The 16,436-nt window shown below is 64.3% G+C and carries 16 protein-coding genes; 11 read left to right on the top strand and 5 right to left on the bottom strand.

Features of this window, described 5'->3' with window-relative positions; translation table 11 throughout:
- Nucleotides 1-32: 32 nt before the first annotated feature.
- Both FHR22_RS11010 and FHR22_RS11005 read right to left on the bottom strand, forming a co-directional pair.
- Nucleotides 33-1,697, bottom strand: coding sequence for a Na+/H+ antiporter (locus FHR22_RS11010; RefSeq protein WP_166941979.1), 1,665 nt, complete (start codon nucleotides 1,695-1,697; stop codon nucleotides 33-35).
- Nucleotides 1,698-1,727: 30 nt separating this feature from the next.
- Nucleotides 1,728-2,219, bottom strand: coding sequence for a DUF983 domain-containing protein (locus FHR22_RS11005; protein ID WP_341786607.1), 492 nt, complete (start codon nucleotides 2,217-2,219; stop codon nucleotides 1,728-1,730).
- A gap of 142 nt (nucleotides 2,220-2,361) precedes the next feature.
- On the opposite strand from FHR22_RS11005, the gene FHR22_RS11000 reads away from it, so the two are divergent.
- The 4 genes from FHR22_RS11000 to FHR22_RS10985 all read left to right on the top strand — a co-directional run bounded on the left by FHR22_RS11000 (nucleotide 2,362) and on the right by FHR22_RS10985 (nucleotide 5,018).
- A complete protein-coding gene (locus tag FHR22_RS11000) occupies nucleotides 2,362-2,682 on the top strand; it encodes a helix-turn-helix domain-containing protein (RefSeq protein ID WP_166941977.1) in 321 nt (106 codons plus the stop codon).
- A complete protein-coding gene (locus FHR22_RS10995) occupies nucleotides 2,679-4,340 on the top strand; it encodes a sulfate permease (protein ID WP_166941975.1) in 1,662 nt (553 codons plus the stop codon). Before FHR22_RS11000 ends, FHR22_RS10995 begins: the two co-directional genes overlap by 4 nt.
- A gap of 60 nt (nucleotides 4,341-4,400) precedes the next feature.
- A complete protein-coding gene (locus FHR22_RS10990; protein ID WP_166941973.1) occupies nucleotides 4,401-4,706 on the top strand; it encodes an alkylphosphonate utilization protein in 306 nt (101 codons plus the stop codon).
- 123 nt (nucleotides 4,707-4,829) lie between these two features.
- Complete coding sequence (locus FHR22_RS10985) at nucleotides 4,830-5,018, top strand: hypothetical protein (RefSeq protein ID WP_166941971.1); 189 nt, start codon at nucleotides 4,830-4,832, stop codon at nucleotides 5,016-5,018.
- A gap of 161 nt (nucleotides 5,019-5,179) precedes the next feature.
- On the opposite strand, the gene FHR22_RS10980 is transcribed toward FHR22_RS10985, so the two are convergent.
- Nucleotides 5,180-5,383 (bottom strand): hypothetical protein, encoded by a 204-nt coding sequence (locus FHR22_RS10980; RefSeq protein ID WP_166941969.1) that lies wholly within the window; start codon nucleotides 5,381-5,383, stop codon nucleotides 5,180-5,182.
- Between the two features lie 39 nt (nucleotides 5,384-5,422).
- On the opposite strand from FHR22_RS10980, the gene FHR22_RS10975 reads away from it, so the two are divergent.
- A complete protein-coding gene (locus FHR22_RS10975) occupies nucleotides 5,423-6,238 on the top strand; it encodes a fused MFS/spermidine synthase (RefSeq protein ID WP_166941967.1) in 816 nt (271 codons plus the stop codon).
- 377 nt (nucleotides 6,239-6,615) lie between these two features.
- Here the strand turns inward: FHR22_RS10975 and sciP are convergent, their stop codons facing one another.
- Nucleotides 6,616-6,900, bottom strand: a complete 285-nt coding sequence (gene sciP, locus FHR22_RS22295) for a CtrA inhibitor SciP (RefSeq protein WP_166941965.1) — start codon at nucleotides 6,898-6,900, stop codon at nucleotides 6,616-6,618.
- 503 nt (nucleotides 6,901-7,403) lie between these two features.
- On the opposite strand from sciP, the gene FHR22_RS10965 reads away from it, so the two are divergent.
- The 4 genes from FHR22_RS10965 to FHR22_RS10950 all read left to right on the top strand — a co-directional run bounded on the left by FHR22_RS10965 (nucleotide 7,404) and on the right by FHR22_RS10950 (nucleotide 13,312).
- Nucleotides 7,404-7,655 carry an EamA family transporter gene (locus tag FHR22_RS10965; RefSeq protein WP_341786606.1) on the top strand — a complete coding sequence of 84 codons (252 nt, stop codon included), beginning with the start codon at nucleotides 7,404-7,406 and terminating at the stop codon, nucleotides 7,653-7,655.
- Nucleotides 7,656-7,875: 220 nt separating this feature from the next.
- Entirely contained in the window at nucleotides 7,876-9,234 is a 1,359-nt protein-coding gene (locus tag FHR22_RS10960) for a TolC family protein (protein ID WP_166941963.1), read from the top strand.
- Nucleotides 9,231-10,274, top strand: a complete 1,044-nt coding sequence (locus tag FHR22_RS10955) for an efflux RND transporter periplasmic adaptor subunit (protein ID WP_166941961.1) — start codon at nucleotides 9,231-9,233, stop codon at nucleotides 10,272-10,274. Before FHR22_RS10960 ends, FHR22_RS10955 begins: the two co-directional genes overlap by 4 nt.
- A complete protein-coding gene (locus FHR22_RS10950) occupies nucleotides 10,271-13,312 on the top strand; it encodes an efflux RND transporter permease subunit (RefSeq protein WP_166941959.1) in 3,042 nt (1,013 codons plus the stop codon). Before FHR22_RS10955 ends, FHR22_RS10950 begins: the two co-directional genes overlap by 4 nt.
- 18 nt (nucleotides 13,313-13,330) lie before the next feature.
- Here the strand turns inward: FHR22_RS10950 and FHR22_RS10945 are convergent, their stop codons facing one another.
- Nucleotides 13,331-14,413 (bottom strand): endonuclease/exonuclease/phosphatase family protein, encoded by a 1,083-nt coding sequence (locus FHR22_RS10945; RefSeq protein ID WP_166941957.1) that lies wholly within the window; start codon nucleotides 14,411-14,413, stop codon nucleotides 13,331-13,333.
- A 94-nt stretch (nucleotides 14,414-14,507) separates the two neighbouring features.
- Here FHR22_RS10945 and FHR22_RS10940 point away from each other — a divergent pair, with 94 nt between their 5' ends.
- The gene (locus FHR22_RS10940; protein ID WP_166941955.1) at nucleotides 14,508-15,326 is read left to right on the top strand and encodes a hypothetical protein; all 819 of its coding nucleotides are present in this window, start codon (nucleotides 14,508-14,510) and stop codon (nucleotides 15,324-15,326) included.
- Between the two features lie 2 nt (nucleotides 15,327-15,328).
- On the top strand, nucleotides 15,329-16,435 hold the full coding sequence (locus FHR22_RS10935; RefSeq protein ID WP_166941953.1) for a glycosyltransferase: 1,107 nt from the start codon (nucleotides 15,329-15,331) through the stop codon (nucleotides 16,433-16,435).
- Nucleotide 16,436 lies beyond the last annotated feature (1 nt).

Below are 16,436 nucleotides of genomic sequence, written 5' to 3'. Positions count from 1 at the left end.
TTCGCTGGAAGCTGACGCTCTACTTTTGGCCACTAGCCGCGATAACGTGCCTCGGACAAATCGAGCTCGCGACTTAGTTTCTGTGCAACTCCGCTGCCGATGGCGCGCGAACGGCCGAGCGCGGTGAGCGCCTCGCGTTCGGCCTTGATACCGACCAGCTGGAACTCGCGCACGAGCTGTTCTTCCGCCTTGCGGGCATCCGAAAGGCCGTTGGTCCGGCTTTCGATGCGCTCGCGGTAAAAATCCATGACACGCGCTCCGGCGGCCGCATAGAGATCGGCTTCGCCGCGTTCTTCGGCCAATCCGTGCTGTCGCTGCTCGATCGCGCGGATCGCGGCCTCCGCAGTGGCGATACGAGCCGCATCCTCCTCGGCCTGCTTCGATGGGTCCGGCGGCATGATCAACCCCTTCAGCAGAAGGGGTAATGCGATGCTGGCAAGAATGAGCGAGACGATGATGACGCCCGCCGCCAGGAAGATTGCCAGGTTGCGCGCGGGGAAGGGGGTGCCGTCGTTCAAGGCCAGCGGCAGTGTCAGGACGCCCGCGAGCGTGATGGCCCCGCGCACGCCGGCGAACGACATCGCGGCGACCAGTCGCCAGTTGGGGCTTTGAAATTCGATATTCTTGTCGCGCTTGCGAAGGATCGTGAGCCGGAACGATATCCATACCCACAGAAAGCGCAGAGCCGCGAGCCCTGCGACGATCGCGATGATATAGACGCCGAGCCACCAGGGCGCGCTATGGCCGGTGAGCGCGACCGTTTCTTTTGCGCCCGCGAGGATGGCGGGCAATTGCTCGCCGAGCAGCACGAAGATGATCCCGTTGAGCGCGAACTGGATCGTGTCCCACACCGAATTGCGGCGCATCCGTGTGACCGCCATCGCCTGCCGCGATATTTCGGCGAAGGTCATGGTCACGCCAGCGCTCACCGTCGCGAGGATGCCAGAGGCATGGACATGCTCGGCGAGCAGGTACGAACCGAACGGGATGAGCAGGCTGACGAGGATTTGCGAGCCGGTATCCTCGCCCCAACGCTTTGCCACCCACGCCTTGGCGCGCGTGACCGACAGCGTCACCGCGACGCCGATTGCCAGCCCGATCCCCGCGACCCACAGGAAGTTGAGCGCGGCCGCGCCGGCGGAGAAGGTTCCGGTCAGCGCGGCGGCGATCGCGAAGCGCAGGCATACGAGGCCCGAGGCATCGTTCAAGAGCGACTCGCCCTCCAATATATGCATCATCCGCTTGGGGATCGGCACGCGTGCGGCGATGGCGGACACCGCGATCGGATCGGTCGGCGACACGACGGCGGCGAGCGCGAAGGCGACCGCCATCGGCATTGCGGGGATCATCCAGTGGATGAACAGACCCATGCCGATGACGGTCATGAGGACGAGGCCGAGGGCAAGCTCGACGACGGTCGAGAGGTCCTTCAGCAGCTCGTCCTTGGGAATGCGCCAGCCGTCGAGGAACAGCAGCGGCGGCAGGAAAAGCAGCAGGAACAGCTCGGGATCGAGCTCGACGCGGTAGGAGGTCGACAGGCCGATCCCCGCGCCAAGCAGAATCTGCACGAGCGGCGTCGGTAATGACACCGGCAGCATGCGGGATATCGCGCCGCTCACGACGACGGCGAGCAGCAGGAAGAGTATGATCGATACCGTGTCCAGAAATTCGCTCCATCGGGTGGGATTGCCGCTCATCTAGAGGGCGGTTGCCGCTCCGGGCAAGCCTCACTCTTCGTGGTTGGATATTTCCGGGGAGCGCCGTTCCTTCGGGAACCCGTGCATGCCGAACCACCATTGCAAGGCTATGATGGCACCCTTGGCGGGTTGGAGGAACAGGATCATCAGCCCGACCATGAGTGGCAGGATGATCGCGGCGAGGGCGGGCAGGGACAGCGAAGTGTCCTTAACGAGGGCGATGATTACCGGCGCCATGATATGTCCGGTCAGGAAGATCGACACATAGGCCGGGAAGTCATCCGCCTGCTGATGCGTCCAGTCCTGCTTGCATGCGGAACAATGGTCCACCGGCTTGAGGAAGGCGCGAAACAGCTTCGCACCGCCGCAGCGAGGGCAGTGCCCGAACATGCCCCGATGGATGGCACCCCATCCCGATTCCGGTAGCAGGGCATTGACTGGCCCCGCCTGCAGGGCGGCCGCGGGCGGGGGTGGCTTCTTTGCCGGGATCTGGTCGAAGGGCGACGACATGAAATCGGGCATCAGCCGCGTTCGCCATCGCGGAGCGGTGACGGTCCTTTCGAGCCGGGGTGTGCTGAATGATAGTCTTGCATCATCGATATATACAGCATGAGATGATGGTGTTAAGACTGATAAATGATGTATAAAACATCAAGGGGCTGATATGATCACATCGCAGCAGATGCGCGCGGCGCGCGCGCTCCTCGGGATCGACCAGCGCGAGCTGGCCGAACTGGCCGGGCTTTCGCTTCCGACAATCCAGCGCATGGAAGCCTCGAACGGGCAGGTCCGCGGCGTGATCGACACGCTGGTCAAGGTGGTCGGTGCGCTCGAAAATGCCGGAATCGAATTGCTCGGCGAATATTCGTCGAGCGTCGGGACCGGACGCGGGGTGCGTCTGCGGGAAGGGGCCGACGCCGATCCCAGCCGGCCCGGCCGCGCGCTTCTGTCCGCCAAATTTCCGAGTCGGCCCGAAATTCGGTGAAGACCGGGGCCTATACGCCGAAACTCCTCACGGTGTTTCGCGAAGGCTATTCCGCCGCCACGTTCCGCGCCGACGCGATCGCTGGGCTTACGGTAGCGATCGTCGCATTGCCGCTCGCGATGGCGCTCGGCATCGCCAGCGGGGCCTCGCCCGACAAGGGACTCATTACCGCGGTCGTCGCGGGATTCCTGATCTCGGCGCTCGGCGGATCGCGCGTGCAGGTGGGCGGCCCGACGGGCGCCTTCGTCGTCGTGATCTTCAACGTCATCGCGAGCCACGGCTATGACGGCCTGTTAATCGCGACCTTGCTCGCCGGGCTCATCCTCATCGCAGCGGGCCTGCTCCGTTTCGGCCAGATGATCAAATATATCCCGCATCCGGTTGTCACCGGTTTCACTGCCGGGATCGCGGTCATCATCGCCTCGAGCCAGGTCAAGGATTTCCTCGGTCTCGCCATCGACAAGGTGCCTGCCGATTTCCTCCCCAAGTGGCAGGTTTATCTGGAGGCACTGCCCAGCGCGAACTGGGCCGCGATCGGCGTCGGTGCGGGCGCGTTGGCGATCATCGTCGCGCTCCGCAAATTCGCGCCGCGCCTGCCGGGCTTCCTGATCGCGGTAGCGGCGAGTTCCGTTGCGGTGGCACTTTTAAACCTGCCGGTCGACACGATCGGTTCGCGCTTTCCCGACATTCCGGCGGGCCTTCCGGTGCCGTCGTTTCCCGACATCTCGCTCGCCAAGGTCCATGCCGTCCTGCCGTCGGCCTTCACGATCGCCTTCCTCGCCGGGATCGAAGCGCTGCTCTCCGCGGTCGTCGCCGACGGCATGGCGGGGACGCGGCATCGTTCGAACCAGGAGCTGATCGGGCAGGGCGTCGCCAATCTCGGATCGGCGCTTTTCGGCGGCCTCCCGGCCACCGGAGCGATCGCGCGCACCGCGACCAATATCCGGTCAGGTGCGAAGACGCCCGTTGCCGGCATGATGCACGCGACATTTCTACTCGTCTTCATCCTCTTCGGCACGGACTTGATGGCCTATGTGCCGATGGCGGCGCTCGCCGCGATCCTGTTCATGGTCGCCTGGGGGATGAGCGAGTATCAGCGCTTCCTCGCGCTGCTGCGGATGCCGAACAGCGACCGGGCGGTGCTGCTGATCACCTTCGGATTGACGGTCCTCGTCGATCTGACGGTGGCGATCGCGGTCGGGGTGACGCTTGCGTCGCTGCTGTTCATGGCGCGTATGGCCGAAGCGGTCGAGGTCGACCGAAGCGGGCGGCGCGACGCCGAACTCGATGCCGAGGATCTCGACCAGCGCGATGACCTGCCGCCCGGGGTCGAGGTGTTCCGGATCGCCGGTCCCTTCTTTTTCGGCGTCGCGGGCGAGCTGCTCGACACGCTGCGCCGCGTCGGTCAGTCGCCGCGCGTCATCATCTTGCGGATGCGGCTCGTACCGCTCCTCGATGCGAGCGGCGCGCAAGCGCTTGGGGAATTTGTCGAACAGGCCCGGCTGGCGGGCGCGCGGGTGATCGTCTCGGGCGTGCAGCCCCAGCCGCGGGCGATGCTCGGGCGGATCGGCCTTGGCGAAGCGGCGGGGCGCATCGCCTATGCGGCCGATTATGCGGGTGCGCAGGCGCTCGCGGTTGATCTGGCGGAGGCGAAATGACGGCGGCCGCTGTGAGCGGCGGCCGCGAAAACCCAATTCTGACCAAGTCTGGAGAATGAAATGAGTGACAGTGACGACTATGTTTATGACGAGGAAAGCGGCGAATGGATGCCGGCGTCGGAGCTTGCGGAACGCAAGGCCGCAGCCTCGCAGGTCGAGGTTCGCGACGCGGTCGGGAACCTGCTTCAGGATGGCGACAGCGTCGCGCTGATCAAGGATCTCGAGGTCAAGGGAGCCGGCAAGACGCTCAAGGTGGGGACGGTCATCAAGTCGATCCGCCTGACGGGCGATCCGCAGGAGATCGATTGCCGTCACGAAAGCATCAAGGGTCTCGTGCTGCGCGCCGAGTTCGTGCGCAAGCGTTAGTTTCGCTACCGATATCTTGTAGCAGGGCAGCGCCGGGTGGGCCGTTCTGCCGTCCACGGATCGGCGAAGGCGGAGCCTTGCGATGGAGTTCCTTCACAAACGCGAAGAAACGGAACTGGTGACATGATTTCCCAAAATCCCAAACTGACCGCGCGCAACAGCCGCTTCTATCTGGCTGGCATGCAGGCGTGTCAGGCGGAAGCGAAGGAGGCGTCGCTTCCCAACGTACGGGACCGGGCCCTTCGTGCGGCCGTTGCATGGCGCGAGATGTACCAGAAGGCATTGCAGTTCGAGCAGCGGCTAAGCCAATGATCCCGGCCGCGGCGATGATGACCCGGATGGGGTTCGTTTGGCGCTCCGGCGCGGCCGGCAGCCTGGCCTTCGAACAATCGACACGTCCTTGCGGGAGGCACATATGACGATATTCCTGATCATCCTCATCTCCATCTTGCTGCTCGTCCTGTTTGTCGGGGTTACCGTTGCTGGCGGGCGATCACATGATCGGCAGAACGAGCGCCGCGACGATGACCGATAGGTCCGCGGAAGATTTCGCGGTCGAGAGCGGGATCGCTTGCGAACCCGAAACGGGATCGGACTTCCCGGTTGACGATCAGGCCGAAACCGAACTCGATCACTTTCTCGATCATCTCGACGATATCGACCGCGAACAGCGCCATTTTGAACGCTATGGGACCGAACATCACCACGCGTCGCCGATGGAGCCGGGCGAACTGGCCGCCCCGCTCGTCTTCGAACTGGGCAATATACGGAGCCTCCTCGCAAACTGGGCTTTCGTGCAAAGCGCGATGAGTATCGACGATCCGGACATGTTGATCCTCGACTATACGCGCCGGATGATGGGATTCCTCCTGTTCAACCCTTCTCCCCGCGTCATCGAGATCATCGGGCTCGGCGGCGGATCGCTGGCAAAATACTGCCACCGATATCTTCCGGACACCTCGATCGTCGCGGTCGAAATCGACCCTGAGGTGATCGCGGTTCGGGAGCAATTCTTCATGCCGCCCGAGAGTGAGCGCTTCGAGATCATTTGCGCGGATGGAGCTGAATTCGTCAGGCGGGATAGCGGACATTGCGACATTCTGCTCGTCGATGGTTTCGACAAGGATGGCCAGCCGGCCCAGCTCTGCTCTTCGGAATTCTACCGCGATTGCCGCTCGCGGCTGAACCCTGGCGGCATCCTCGTCGTCAATCTATGCGATGATCACTGGAAGCATGGTTCGATCCTGTCCCGTATAAGGGATTGCTTTGAATCCACGATCGATCTCCCCTTAAAAATAGGGATGAACCATATCATATTCGCATTCAGAGATGGACTAGCTTCCCTGGATCATGCCGCGCTTTTGCAGGCCGCCCGCAAGCTCGATCGGGCCCATCCGATGTCATTCTCGTCTCTGGCGAACGAAATATTGGACGGCGCCAAACCGTCGGCTATCGGGCCTGTCGACAGCATCGAGGGCAGCTTTCACGGATCGCAGTCGCTGTCGATAGCCTCGCTATGGTCGGCTGACTGAAATCGAGGAGCTATCGCCGTCGAACCCTATGCTTTGATCTGAATGGTCGTCTTTAGCGCGCCGCATTGTCCGCACGAGGTTTTGGCTCGGTCATATTCTTCGCTCTGACCGAGTTCGCGTGTCACGACATTGGCCTGGGTTCGAACCGACAGGTTGAGCCGGTCGGTGATGCAGTCGTCGCAGATGGACGCACCGCAAAGGCTCTCAATCAATCGCTCGATCTGTCCAGCTATTGTCATTCTGCGGGGCATGAGGTTGCATAACAGCGGCGGCGGTATGAAAAGAAAGAGGCCTGGTCGCTGCCTGCGCTAGCTGGAACAAGCTTCGTCGTGTTGACGAAGCAGGATGTGTCGAAAGGTTCGGGATGGCACCGAAACTCATCCGGTAGAATGTTCGCGATATTGTTGAAGGCGCGTAACGCGCAGGCCCGGAATGCCGGCACGGTCGATGGATCGCCGCCATGTGGCAATTTCCTCAAGACTCAACCGGTATCGGGTGCACGCTTCTTCGATCGCGAGCATCCCGCCGTCGATGGCCGCCAAAACCTCGGCCTTACGGCGACTTACCCAATATGTCGTGCCGGACGACGGCAAATCCGTGAGGCTCAACGGACCGAATGGACCCATGACGGATGTGGGCCGATCGGCCTTATATTCGAGCACAGCGAACTCTCCATTCGCGCGGCGCCGCCGCTTCGTGCCCCCCCTCCACACCAGACCTGCGCGAAACGCGTTAACAAAAGCTTTCCGTCGGATGGACCTTGCGACGAGCTGTGCGGGGATAGGCGGTGGGCATGGCAGGACGTGCGTCAATGCCTTTAGTTTTCGAGCGATAGAGTGACTGATGTCCATTTTCATCGGTTGTTTTACCAAAGCAGACCGATCGCAACCGGCCAATGTCACTCACAGCGTTTACAAAGAGGGCCAGCCGCTTGGCGGATGTCGAATTTGTGTGAATGAAGCCTGCTCGCGATCGGGTCACCCCCGTGTACTGCAGCGCCTGAAAGCTTGCGCGGTCAGCGCGGCGCGCGCATTGTCGCACGATGGCGCCGGAACTGGCTCCCCTGGGCCCTGCTTTCGGCTTGCTTCGCCGCGCTCACCGCCGTTTTCGCCAAGCTCGGAGTCGAACGTGTAGATCCCAATTACGCCACCTTCACCGTACGCTGGTGATCGCGATCTTCATTGCGGCGCTTTTGCTTATAACGGGCGGTTTCCAGTCGCCTGCGACATTGCTGCGGCGCGCATGGCTTTTCCTCATCCTGTCCGATCTCGCGGCCGGTGCCTCCTGGCTCTGCTATTTCCGGGCGATGAGCCTCGGGCAGGCCGCCGAGGTCGCTCCCGTCGAAAGGATCAGCGTCGTACTCGTGGCGCTCTTCGGTGTCTGGTTCCTCGGCGAGAATTTGTCGGTCCGCGCCTAGCTCGGCGTCGGTCTCATCACCGCGGGTGTCGTGCTCATTGCGTTTCGGCCCGCCTGAGTGTGGCGGCAACCCGTGTCCCGCAGCATTTCTCGCCCGGGGGTGCGGATATCGCGCCGCAGCGGCGTCAACAGCCCAATGTCAAATCCGTACGATCCCGATATTGTGAATGAGTCGAGGTGTTAATAGGTGCGTCCAGACGCAAACCGGCTATCGTTCGAACATGATCAAGCGGTTCTGGCCCTCGACGCTACTGCTGTTTTTGCCGCTGGCAGCCTGCGCGCATTACGAGCCGAAGCCGCTGATTACAGATCCTTTGGCCGCATCGTCGCTCAACGCCCCGCTGGCCGCTATCGTGTCGCGCGACGCGATAGCGATCGACCGGCCCTATCTGAAACCCGTTGCCCTCGATCTTTCGGCGCCGCTTGATCCCAATGGCGTTGCGATCCTTGCCGTGATCGCCAATCCCGACCTCAAGGCGCAGCGCGCCCGTGCCGGCGTGAACGATGCGCAGGTCTTCGCCGCTGGCCTCCTTCCCGACCCGACCTTCAGCTTCGGGGTCGACCATATTCTCTCGGGGCCGGATCCGCTCGACAATATCGCGGGCGCGCTGGGTTTCAGTCTGGGCGCGTTGCGAACGCAAAAAGTTCAGCGCGCGCAAGCGATCGCGGAGGCGCGACAGGTCCGGCTCGATCTCGCCTGGGCCGAGTGGCAGACCGCATGCAACGCCCGGCTGCAAGCGGTGCGCGTACTTGCGCTCGAGCAGGCTCTCGCCAATGCATCGACCAGCGCCGAAGCAAGCGAAGCGCTTCTCGCCCGCTACCTGAAGGCGGCGGGCCGCGGCGACATCTCGCCCGATCAGGTGCAATCCTCGCGCATCGCCGCGCTTGATGCCCAGGGCAATTTTCGCAGCGCGCAGACCGATCTTGCCGCTGCGCGGTCCGAACTTCATCGTTTGCTCGGTCTGCCGCCGGACTATGCGCTGCATCTGTCACCGGCGCCGCTGCCGACGACCGTACCCGATGCCGCCCGCCTTTTTTCGCTCGCTGTTGCGGGCCGCAGCGATCTCGATGCGCTGCGCGCGGGATATGATGCGCAGGAGGCCGCCGTCCGGCGGGCAATTCTCGACCAGTTCCCGAATCTCGACCTGACGATTAACGGCGCTCGCGATACCGGCGGCAACAAGCTGCTCGGTCCATCGATCGCGTTCACTCTGCCGCTCTGGAATCGCAATCGCGGCGGAATTGCCGTTGCCGAGGCCACCCGGGAGGCGCTGCGCGAGGAATATGACGCGCGGCTGTTCCAGACGCGCGCCGAAATCGCCGCCGCCGTGTCGGGGCTTGCGATCGCGCGTCGGCAATATGAGACGCTCCGTGCCGGCATGCCCGCCGTAGAGAGTTTTGCGTTGGCAAGCCGCCGCGCCGCGCAGCGCGGCGATCTTGCAATCGCAACCGCCGAGGTTGCCGAGCAAAGTCTTCGCGACCGCCAATTGCTCCTTCTCCAGTCCGCACAGGCGATCGCCGAGCAGACGATCGCGCTCGAATTGCTCGTCGGCGCACCGCAGGAATCCTGGACCCCATGATCGACCGGAAATCGCTTTTTCTCCCGCTCCTGTTCGGCCTCTCTTTGGGTGGCTGTCAGTCATCGACCGATACGGCCGCGACCGCCGATCCGGTTGCAACCATCGACGTCGCGGCGGTGACGACCGGCAATATCGACGAGAAGATCACGCTCTATGGGGCAGCGGAAGCCAATGGGGCGGGCAAATACACATTGTCGGCTCCGATGGAGGCGATCGTCCAGGCGATCGACGCGCCGGTCGGAAGCCGGGTAAGTCGCGGCCAGGTGCTGGTGCGATTGAGCCCGAGCCCAACCGCCCGCCTCGACCTTGCTACCGCGTCGGCCAATGCCAACGCCGCCGATCTTGCGCACGCCCGGGCACGGCGCCTCCGAGCCGATGGGCTGGTGAGCGATGCCGAGGTCGAAACAGCCCGTGCCGCGAAGCAGACGGCCGACGCGGCGCGGGCGAGCCTCGCCACGCGAAACGGGGCGCTCGTACTGCGCGCGCCGGCAAGCGGAACGGTCGAAGTCGTCGGGGCAAGCGCAGGCGAACTGGTTGCGGCCGGTGCGACGATCGTGTCGCTCGTCAAGGAGGGCGATCTACGCGCGCGCTTCGGCGTCGATCCCGCGATTGCGCGGCGCATTCCGGCAGGAAGTTATGTCGAGGTCACCGCGGCAGGCAGCAAAGCGTCGTTCAACGTCCCCGTGGCGTCGGTCGACAATGTGGTCGACCCGGTGACCAAATTGGCGTCGGTCTATGTCCGGATCCCGAACGAGCGGGGCGTGGGCGCCGGTGAAAGCCTCACCGGCCGGGTCTCGCTAGGCAATATCGCAGGCGGCATTACGATTCCATATGCGGCACTGCTCGACGATGGCGGCCAGCCCTTCGTTTTCACGGTCATGAACAATATCGCAAAGCGGCGCGATATCGTCGTTGGTCCGCGAACCGGCGATAGGATCGGCGTTGCGTCGGGGCTCAAGGCCGGCGAACATGTTGCGACGGCTGGGGTGACGGCGCTGGAGGACGGGATGAAGGTCCGCATCCAGGGCCGGAAGAAATGACCGACATCATCAGCAAGCATGCGCGGTCGATCTGGCTCGCGGTGATCCTGCTCGCGCTTGCGGGTACCGTCTCGGCGACGCGCGTGCCGGTAGGGCTCTTCCCGAACATCGATTATCCGCGGGTCGTCGTCTCGGTCGATGCCGGGGACCGCGACGCCGCGCAGATGGAAGCCGAGATTACGCGCCCCATCGAAATCGGGCTCCGCGCCGTGCCCGGTGTAACCAACGTCCGGTCGGTGACGAGCCGCGGCAGCGCCGAGGTCGCGCTCAATTTCGGGTGGGGCGACGACATGGTCGCCGCCGCCCAATCGACCCAGGGCGCGCTGGCGACATTGCTCCCGACCTTGCCGCCGGGCACGAGCTTTGCCGTCCGCCGCTCGGATCCGACGATTTTTCCGGTTACCGGCTTCGCCCTGACGTCGGACAGTCTCAGCCCCGAAGCGCTTCGCACGATCGCGGATCTCAAGATCCTGCCTGCGTTGACCTCGGTCGAGGGTGTTGCCGGCGTGGACATATTGGGAAGCAGCCCCCGTGAGTTCGCGGTCGATGTGGACCCTGCGCGGCTGCAGTCGCTGGGCATCAGCCTTACCGATGTCGTCACTGCGCTTGGCAAGGCAAATATGGTTCGCGGCCTCGGCAAGATCGAGGATCGGCATCGTCTCTATCTGGTTCTGATCGAAAACCGTGTCGCCGATGCGAACGATCTTGCGGCTGTCCCGATCAAGGCAGCGGCTGGCGGGGCAGGGGTGGTCACGCTTGGCCAGATTGCCGCAATCCGGCCCTCGACCGCTCCGGCATTCACTCGCGTGACCTCGGACGGCAAACAGGCTGTGCTCGTCAATGTCCGGCAGGCGCTGAAGGGCGATACGGTCGCCATCGTCAAGGCGGTCGACGCGCGTCTCGCCGAGCTCCATCTGCCGCCGTCGGTCAAGGTTACGACCTTCTACGATCAGTCCGAGCTGGTCGTCGGCGCGGCAAATGCGGTGCGCGATGCGATCCTGATGGGCGCCGTGCTCGCCGGCATCATACTCTTCATCTTCCTCCGGTCGGCGCGGCTGATGGTGATCACCGGCCTGATGCTGCCTGCCGTGCTCGCGGCGACCTGCCTGCTCCTTTACGCGCTCGGTATGAGCTTCAACATGATGACGCTCGGCGGCATGGCGGCAGCGGTCGGGTTGGTGGTCGACGACGCGGTCGTGATGCTCGAACATGTGATGCGGCGCATGCAGGAGCAACGGCTCACCGCGCCCCGGCCGCTGCTCGCCGCCGCGGCCGAAATGGGCATGCCGCTTCTCGGTTCGACCGCGGCGACCATCGTCGTTTTCCTGCCCCTCGCGTTCATCAGCGGCGTCACCGGCGGGTTCTTCAAGGCGCTCGCGATCACGATGGTTGCGGCGCTGCTCATATCGTTGCTCTTCGCGCGGTTCGTCATTCCGCTCGTTGCTGCGCATTGGCTGCGCGAAAAGGATGTCGTTGCCGCCGACCGCGCCAACAAGATCCTGGGTCCGCTGCTCGATCGCTACGGCCGTGCCAGCGCGCGGGCGTTCGGGCGGCCGGCCATGTTCGCGGCGGTGGTCGCGGCGCTGCTCGCGGTGAGTGGCTACACGGCCTGGAGCAACGTTCCGTCGGGCTTCATGCCTAAGATGGACGAAGGCGGATTTGTCCTTGATTACAAAGCACAGTCGGGCGCGTCGCTTGAAGACACCGACGCCCTGCTGCGGCGCGTCGAGACGATCATCGCGGCGACACCCGAGGTGGCCAGCTATTCGCGGCGCACCGGGCTGCAACTCGGCGGGGGCCTCACCGAGGCGGACGAAGGCGATTATTTCATTCGCCTCAAGGGCGGATCGCGCCGCGACATCGAAGCGGTCATGACCGACATGCGCGAAAAGATTGCCGCCGAAGTCCCCGGGCTCGAGGTCGAGTTGATCCAGCTCATGGAAGATCTGATCGGCGACCTGACCGCGGTTCCCCAGCCGATCGAGGTCAAATTGTTCGGAGACGACGCTGTGGGGCTCGAAGCGGCGGCCAAGGCGATCGGTGAGCGCATCGGCAAGATTTCGGGCGTCGTCGAGGTTGTCGATGGCCTGCGCGTTGCGGGCGATGCGATCAGCATCGCGGTCGATCCCGGCGCTGCCGCGCAATATGGTCTCGATCCCGACAGCATCGCGTCGCAACTCGAAACGGCGGTCGGCGGTACTTCGGCGACGCAGGTCCGCATCGGCACCCAGCTCATCGACGTGCGCGTGCGCGCGCCCGAGGATCTTCGGAGCGACGTCGCGCGCATCGAAAATCTGCCGCTTGTCGCGCCCGACGGCGGCAGCATCCGGCTCGCGGCGGTCGCGACCGTGACGGTCCGGGGCGGGCAGAAGCAACTTACGCGCGAGAATCTCGCGCCCTATATCGCCGTGACGGCGCGGCTCGAAGGCCGCGACCTCGGCTCGGCGATGACCGAGATCCAGAGTGCGGTCGGCCAGCTCAAGCTGCCCGCGTCGGTACGCGTCGACTATGGCGGGCTCTACGCCGAACAGCAAAAGAGCTTTGCCGATCTCACCCTGGTGTTCGGCGCCGCGCTGCTGCTCAGCGCCTTGCTCATCACCTTGTTGTTCGAGCGCGCGGGCTGGACTGCGGCCGCGATCGCAACGGTCTTGCTTACCGCAGCGGCGGTGATGATCGGCTTGTGGATCATGGGGATCGAGCTCAATATCTCGGCGCTGATGGGGCTCACGATGGTTGTCGGCATGGTCGCCGAGCTTGTCATATTCTTCCTCGCCGAGATCGAGCGCGACAAGCCGGTGACGGCAGCGATGCTGCTCGAGGCCGGCCGGAAGAGGTTGCGCCCGATCCTGATGTCGGCGTTGATCGCGGTCCTGACACTTGCGCCGCTTGCGCTTGGACTCAGCCGGGGCGCCGGCCTTCAGCAGCCGCTGGCGACCGCGATCATCTTCGGACTGATCGCCGCGGTCCCGCTGGTGCTTTTTTTCCTGCCCGCGATGCTGTTCGCCCTGACTCCGCGCAAGCCCGAGCCTACCGGCTGACCGGTTCCGCGCTGGCCGTCAGGCGGCCGAGCGACGGCGCGGCGAATGCCCCGTGAGCGCCTGGGTCAGGCGGTAGGTCACGCCATAACCGACATGGTCCGACAGCATCGTGCCGTCGCGCTCGCGGCCGAACGGAACCGCCATCCCGATCACCTGGATCGAGCTACGATAGCCGGGCGAAAAGAACTGCCAGTCGCGGCCTTTCTCGAACACCGTCGTGGCAATGGCAGGAAGAGCGCCGCCGCAGGGCGTATGAGGCTTAAGGCAATGCTGGAGCGCATTGTCGATCGGCAGCCTGCGTTTCGTGGTCCAGTTCGCGGCGCTGTGGGCGGTGAGATAGGTCCGACGCTCGGCGGAGCTCGCGTTGAAATCTCCCGCGAGGATAACCGGCAGATCCGGATTGCGGTATCGGTTGAGAAAATGGTCAATCGCCTCGACTTGACGCCGATAGGCGTAGAGCGAGCGCGCCGGGTCGACGCCCGAGGACTTCTTGCTGTTCATATGGGTGGTGACCACGGTCACCGGCGACGCGCTCCCGGGGACCGCGATGGTCACCATCAATATGCCCTTGTTGGCAAGGCAATCATAACCGGCGCAGGCAAATGCGGGAAACGCCTCGCGGTGCACCGACAGGATCGGATAGTCCGACGCAAGAACCAGTCCCGATGAGACTTTCTTGCCCGACCGCTCGCCCTTGAAGAAGCTGGCGCCCTCGATGAAATCGCGATCGCGCGCCTCCGGCCGAACCGGGCTTTGCAAATCGCGGGAAGGCCCCTCCACGACATAAGGATAGCCGCTGCGCCGCGCGATTGCCTTCGCAGGCGGTGTGAATGCTTCCTGCAGGATAACGACGTGCGGCTGCGAGCCGCTCGCCCGCATGGCGAGAAGCCGCGCCTCGATGCGTGCGAAGTCGGCCGTGCGATCCGAGGCAAGGGGCCATGGCAGGCCTTTGACATTATAGGCCATGATCGACAGGCCCCCGGGCGCGGCCTTCGGGAACTGTTCGTGCGGCGCTACGGGTACGGCGGGCGGAGCCGCAGGCCCCAGCAGCATCGGGACCATCGCGATCAGACCGCCCAGACATATCACCCTTTTGCTCATCTGCGCGTCTCCTTCCGGCTTCCGACCGGCTGGTTGACGCCGCGGGACACCGCGATCCGCACTTCATCGAGGCGGGTGCGGAAATGCCCAGCCCATGGCGTCTGATCCCCAAGGCGCCCGACCGGATGGCGCGCCTGCGAACCCGAGGGGATATGTGATGAGGGCTCTAGCGATCGGCACCGCGGCCATAGTCATCCTGCCGTTTCCATGCCCGCCCATGGCGCAGGAGGCGGCCGGGAACGTCTCCATCAAGCATGTCGCTTTGGCCGAAACCTGGAGGCAGCCAACGCCGGCGCTGCCCACTGTTCCGGTCGATCGTCCGGCGACGATTTTGCCGTCGTCGATCGTGCAGAGCGGCGACGTCGCCGCGATCGGGACGATCAGGAGCCATGCGGGTGGCGGCGAATGGGCCGGCGGGACCTTCCATCTTGCGGCCATGCGCGGACGGTCGGTCTCCGGGGCGACGGCGGGGCAACGCTTCGAATATCGGCGCTTTTCCATGATGGCGGTCGGGGCCGACATGACCGGGGACATCTCGGCGCGCGACGCGCTGACGCTGGCCGGTACATATGCCGTCGAGCGGCGGCGCCCGGCTTTCATCGTCGGCCCGCATCGCAATTATCGGACCGATGAGCGCGCCGTCACCCTGCACTGGACCCGCGACGATCGCCTCGATCTGGCCGGCACGCTCTTCGATATCGGTCCGGCGAAGCACCGATCGATGGTCGAGCGCATCGCCGACCTTGCCGGCGGCGCACCGCGCATGGCTCGTGGCTGGGGGCTTGCCGCGAGCATCTATCCAGCCGGGTCGCCAGGGCGCCTGCCGATGGGCATCGATTTTCGCGACCAGCAAGACGGCGACGTTCAGCGCCGCGATGCACGCCTCCAACTGTTTCTCAAAGAGAAGTTCTGACCATGTCCGGTGCAAAGCATATTGCCATTATCCTCCATGACTTCTCGACCGGAGGCAGCGAACGCATCGCCATTCGTCTCGCCAATCGCTGGGCGGAAACGGGCAGGCAGGTAACGATCATCTGCGGAACCCAGAGGGGCGCCGCACGCGCGCTCGTCGCGCCGGGGGTTGCGGTCAGGACTTGCTCCCCCGAAACGGTGCGCAGCCCCTGGTCCCGCGTTCAGCTCGGATGGCGCATGGCGCGGATCATACGTCATGAGGCGCCCGACATCATTTTTTCCCCCGGCAATTTCCATCTCATCATTCTCGCCTTTCTGGGGCGGCAGCGCTTCGCCAAACGGCCGATCTTCGTCAGCAAGCTCAGCAATCCGATCCGCCGCGCGGGGCTGCGACGTCATGTGCGCGCACTCGCCGACGCGGCAATCCGCGCGGCCGCATCGCCAACCGACATGCTGGTGGCGATGTCGCCCTCGTTGCTCGCCGAGGCCCGGTCGGTATTCCCGGGTTACGCAATTACCGAAATCGCCGAGCCCATATTGGAGGACGAGATTGCCGCGCCGCATGGCCGGGCGGGCCTCCAGCCTGCACCGCTCATCCTCTGCGCGGCGCGCCTCGCACCGCAAAAGGATCTGCTCACCGCCATTCGGGCGTTCGCAGAACTCCCCACCGCGCTGAAGGCGCGGTTGCTGATCCTCGGCGAAGGTCCGCTACGCGGCCGGCTCGAGCGCGAAGCCGAAAGGCTTGGCGTCGCGGCACGTGTCGAAATGCCGGGCCACGTCCCCGATATCGCACCCTATCTCGCCCGCGCCGACCTTTATCTGATGAGTTCGCATTATGAAGGCTATCCCGCCGTTCTGGTCGAAGCGATTGCCGCCGGCGTCCCGATCGTGACGACCGACTGCTCGCTTGCCTTGCCCGAAATATTCCCGTCGCCCGAACTGGGGGCGATCGTCCGGCAGCGTCAGCCCGAAGCTATCGCGGCCGCGATAGTCGCGCAGCTGCGCCGGACACCGCCTTCGCCAAATGCCGCGCGGCAGGTTGCCGACCGGCACAGGCTCGGCGCCTCGGCAGCCGATTATCTGACCCTCTTCGACCGTCTGACGCCGTGAC

The organism is Sphingopyxis panaciterrae (assembly GCF_011762125.1).
Taxonomy (GTDB): domain Bacteria; phylum Pseudomonadota; class Alphaproteobacteria; order Sphingomonadales; family Sphingomonadaceae; genus Sphingopyxis; species Sphingopyxis panaciterrae.
Note: the sequence above shows the minus strand (reverse complement) of the source record. Positions and strands in the feature narration are given on the sequence as shown.

Coding starts and splice junctions, on each gene's coding strand:
- FHR22_RS11000 (WP_166941977.1), top strand. CDS start 2,362: ATGATCACATCGCAGCAGATGCGCGCGGCGCGCGCGCTCCTCGGGATC.
- FHR22_RS10960 (WP_166941963.1), top strand. CDS start 7,876: ATGATCAAGCGGTTCTGGCCCTCGACGCTACTGCTGTTTTTGCCGCTG.
- FHR22_RS10975 (WP_166941967.1), top strand. CDS start 5,423: ATGGAGCCGGGCGAACTGGCCGCCCCGCTCGTCTTCGAACTGGGCAAT.
- FHR22_RS10985 (WP_166941971.1), top strand. CDS start 4,830: ATGATTTCCCAAAATCCCAAACTGACCGCGCGCAACAGCCGCTTCTAT.
- FHR22_RS10935 (WP_166941953.1), top strand. CDS start 15,329: ATGTCCGGTGCAAAGCATATTGCCATTATCCTCCATGACTTCTCGACC.
- FHR22_RS10950 (WP_166941959.1), top strand. CDS start 10,271: ATGACCGACATCATCAGCAAGCATGCGCGGTCGATCTGGCTCGCGGTG.
- FHR22_RS10945 (WP_166941957.1), bottom strand. CDS start 14,413: ATGAGCAAAAGGGTGATATGTCTGGGCGGTCTGATCGCGATGGTCCCG.
- FHR22_RS10990 (WP_166941973.1), top strand. CDS start 4,401: ATGAGTGACAGTGACGACTATGTTTATGACGAGGAAAGCGGCGAATGG.
- FHR22_RS10940 (WP_166941955.1), top strand. CDS start 14,508: ATGGCGTCTGATCCCCAAGGCGCCCGACCGGATGGCGCGCCTGCGAAC.
- FHR22_RS10980 (WP_166941969.1), bottom strand. CDS start 5,383: ATGGCGCTGTTCGCGGTCGATATCGTCGAGATGATCGAGAAAGTGATC.
- FHR22_RS10955 (WP_166941961.1), top strand. CDS start 9,231: ATGATCGACCGGAAATCGCTTTTTCTCCCGCTCCTGTTCGGCCTCTCT.
- FHR22_RS11005 (WP_341786607.1), bottom strand. CDS start 2,219: ATGCCCGATTTCATGTCGTCGCCCTTCGACCAGATCCCGGCAAAGAAG.
- FHR22_RS11010 (WP_166941979.1), bottom strand. CDS start 1,697: ATGAGCGGCAATCCCACCCGATGGAGCGAATTTCTGGACACGGTATCG.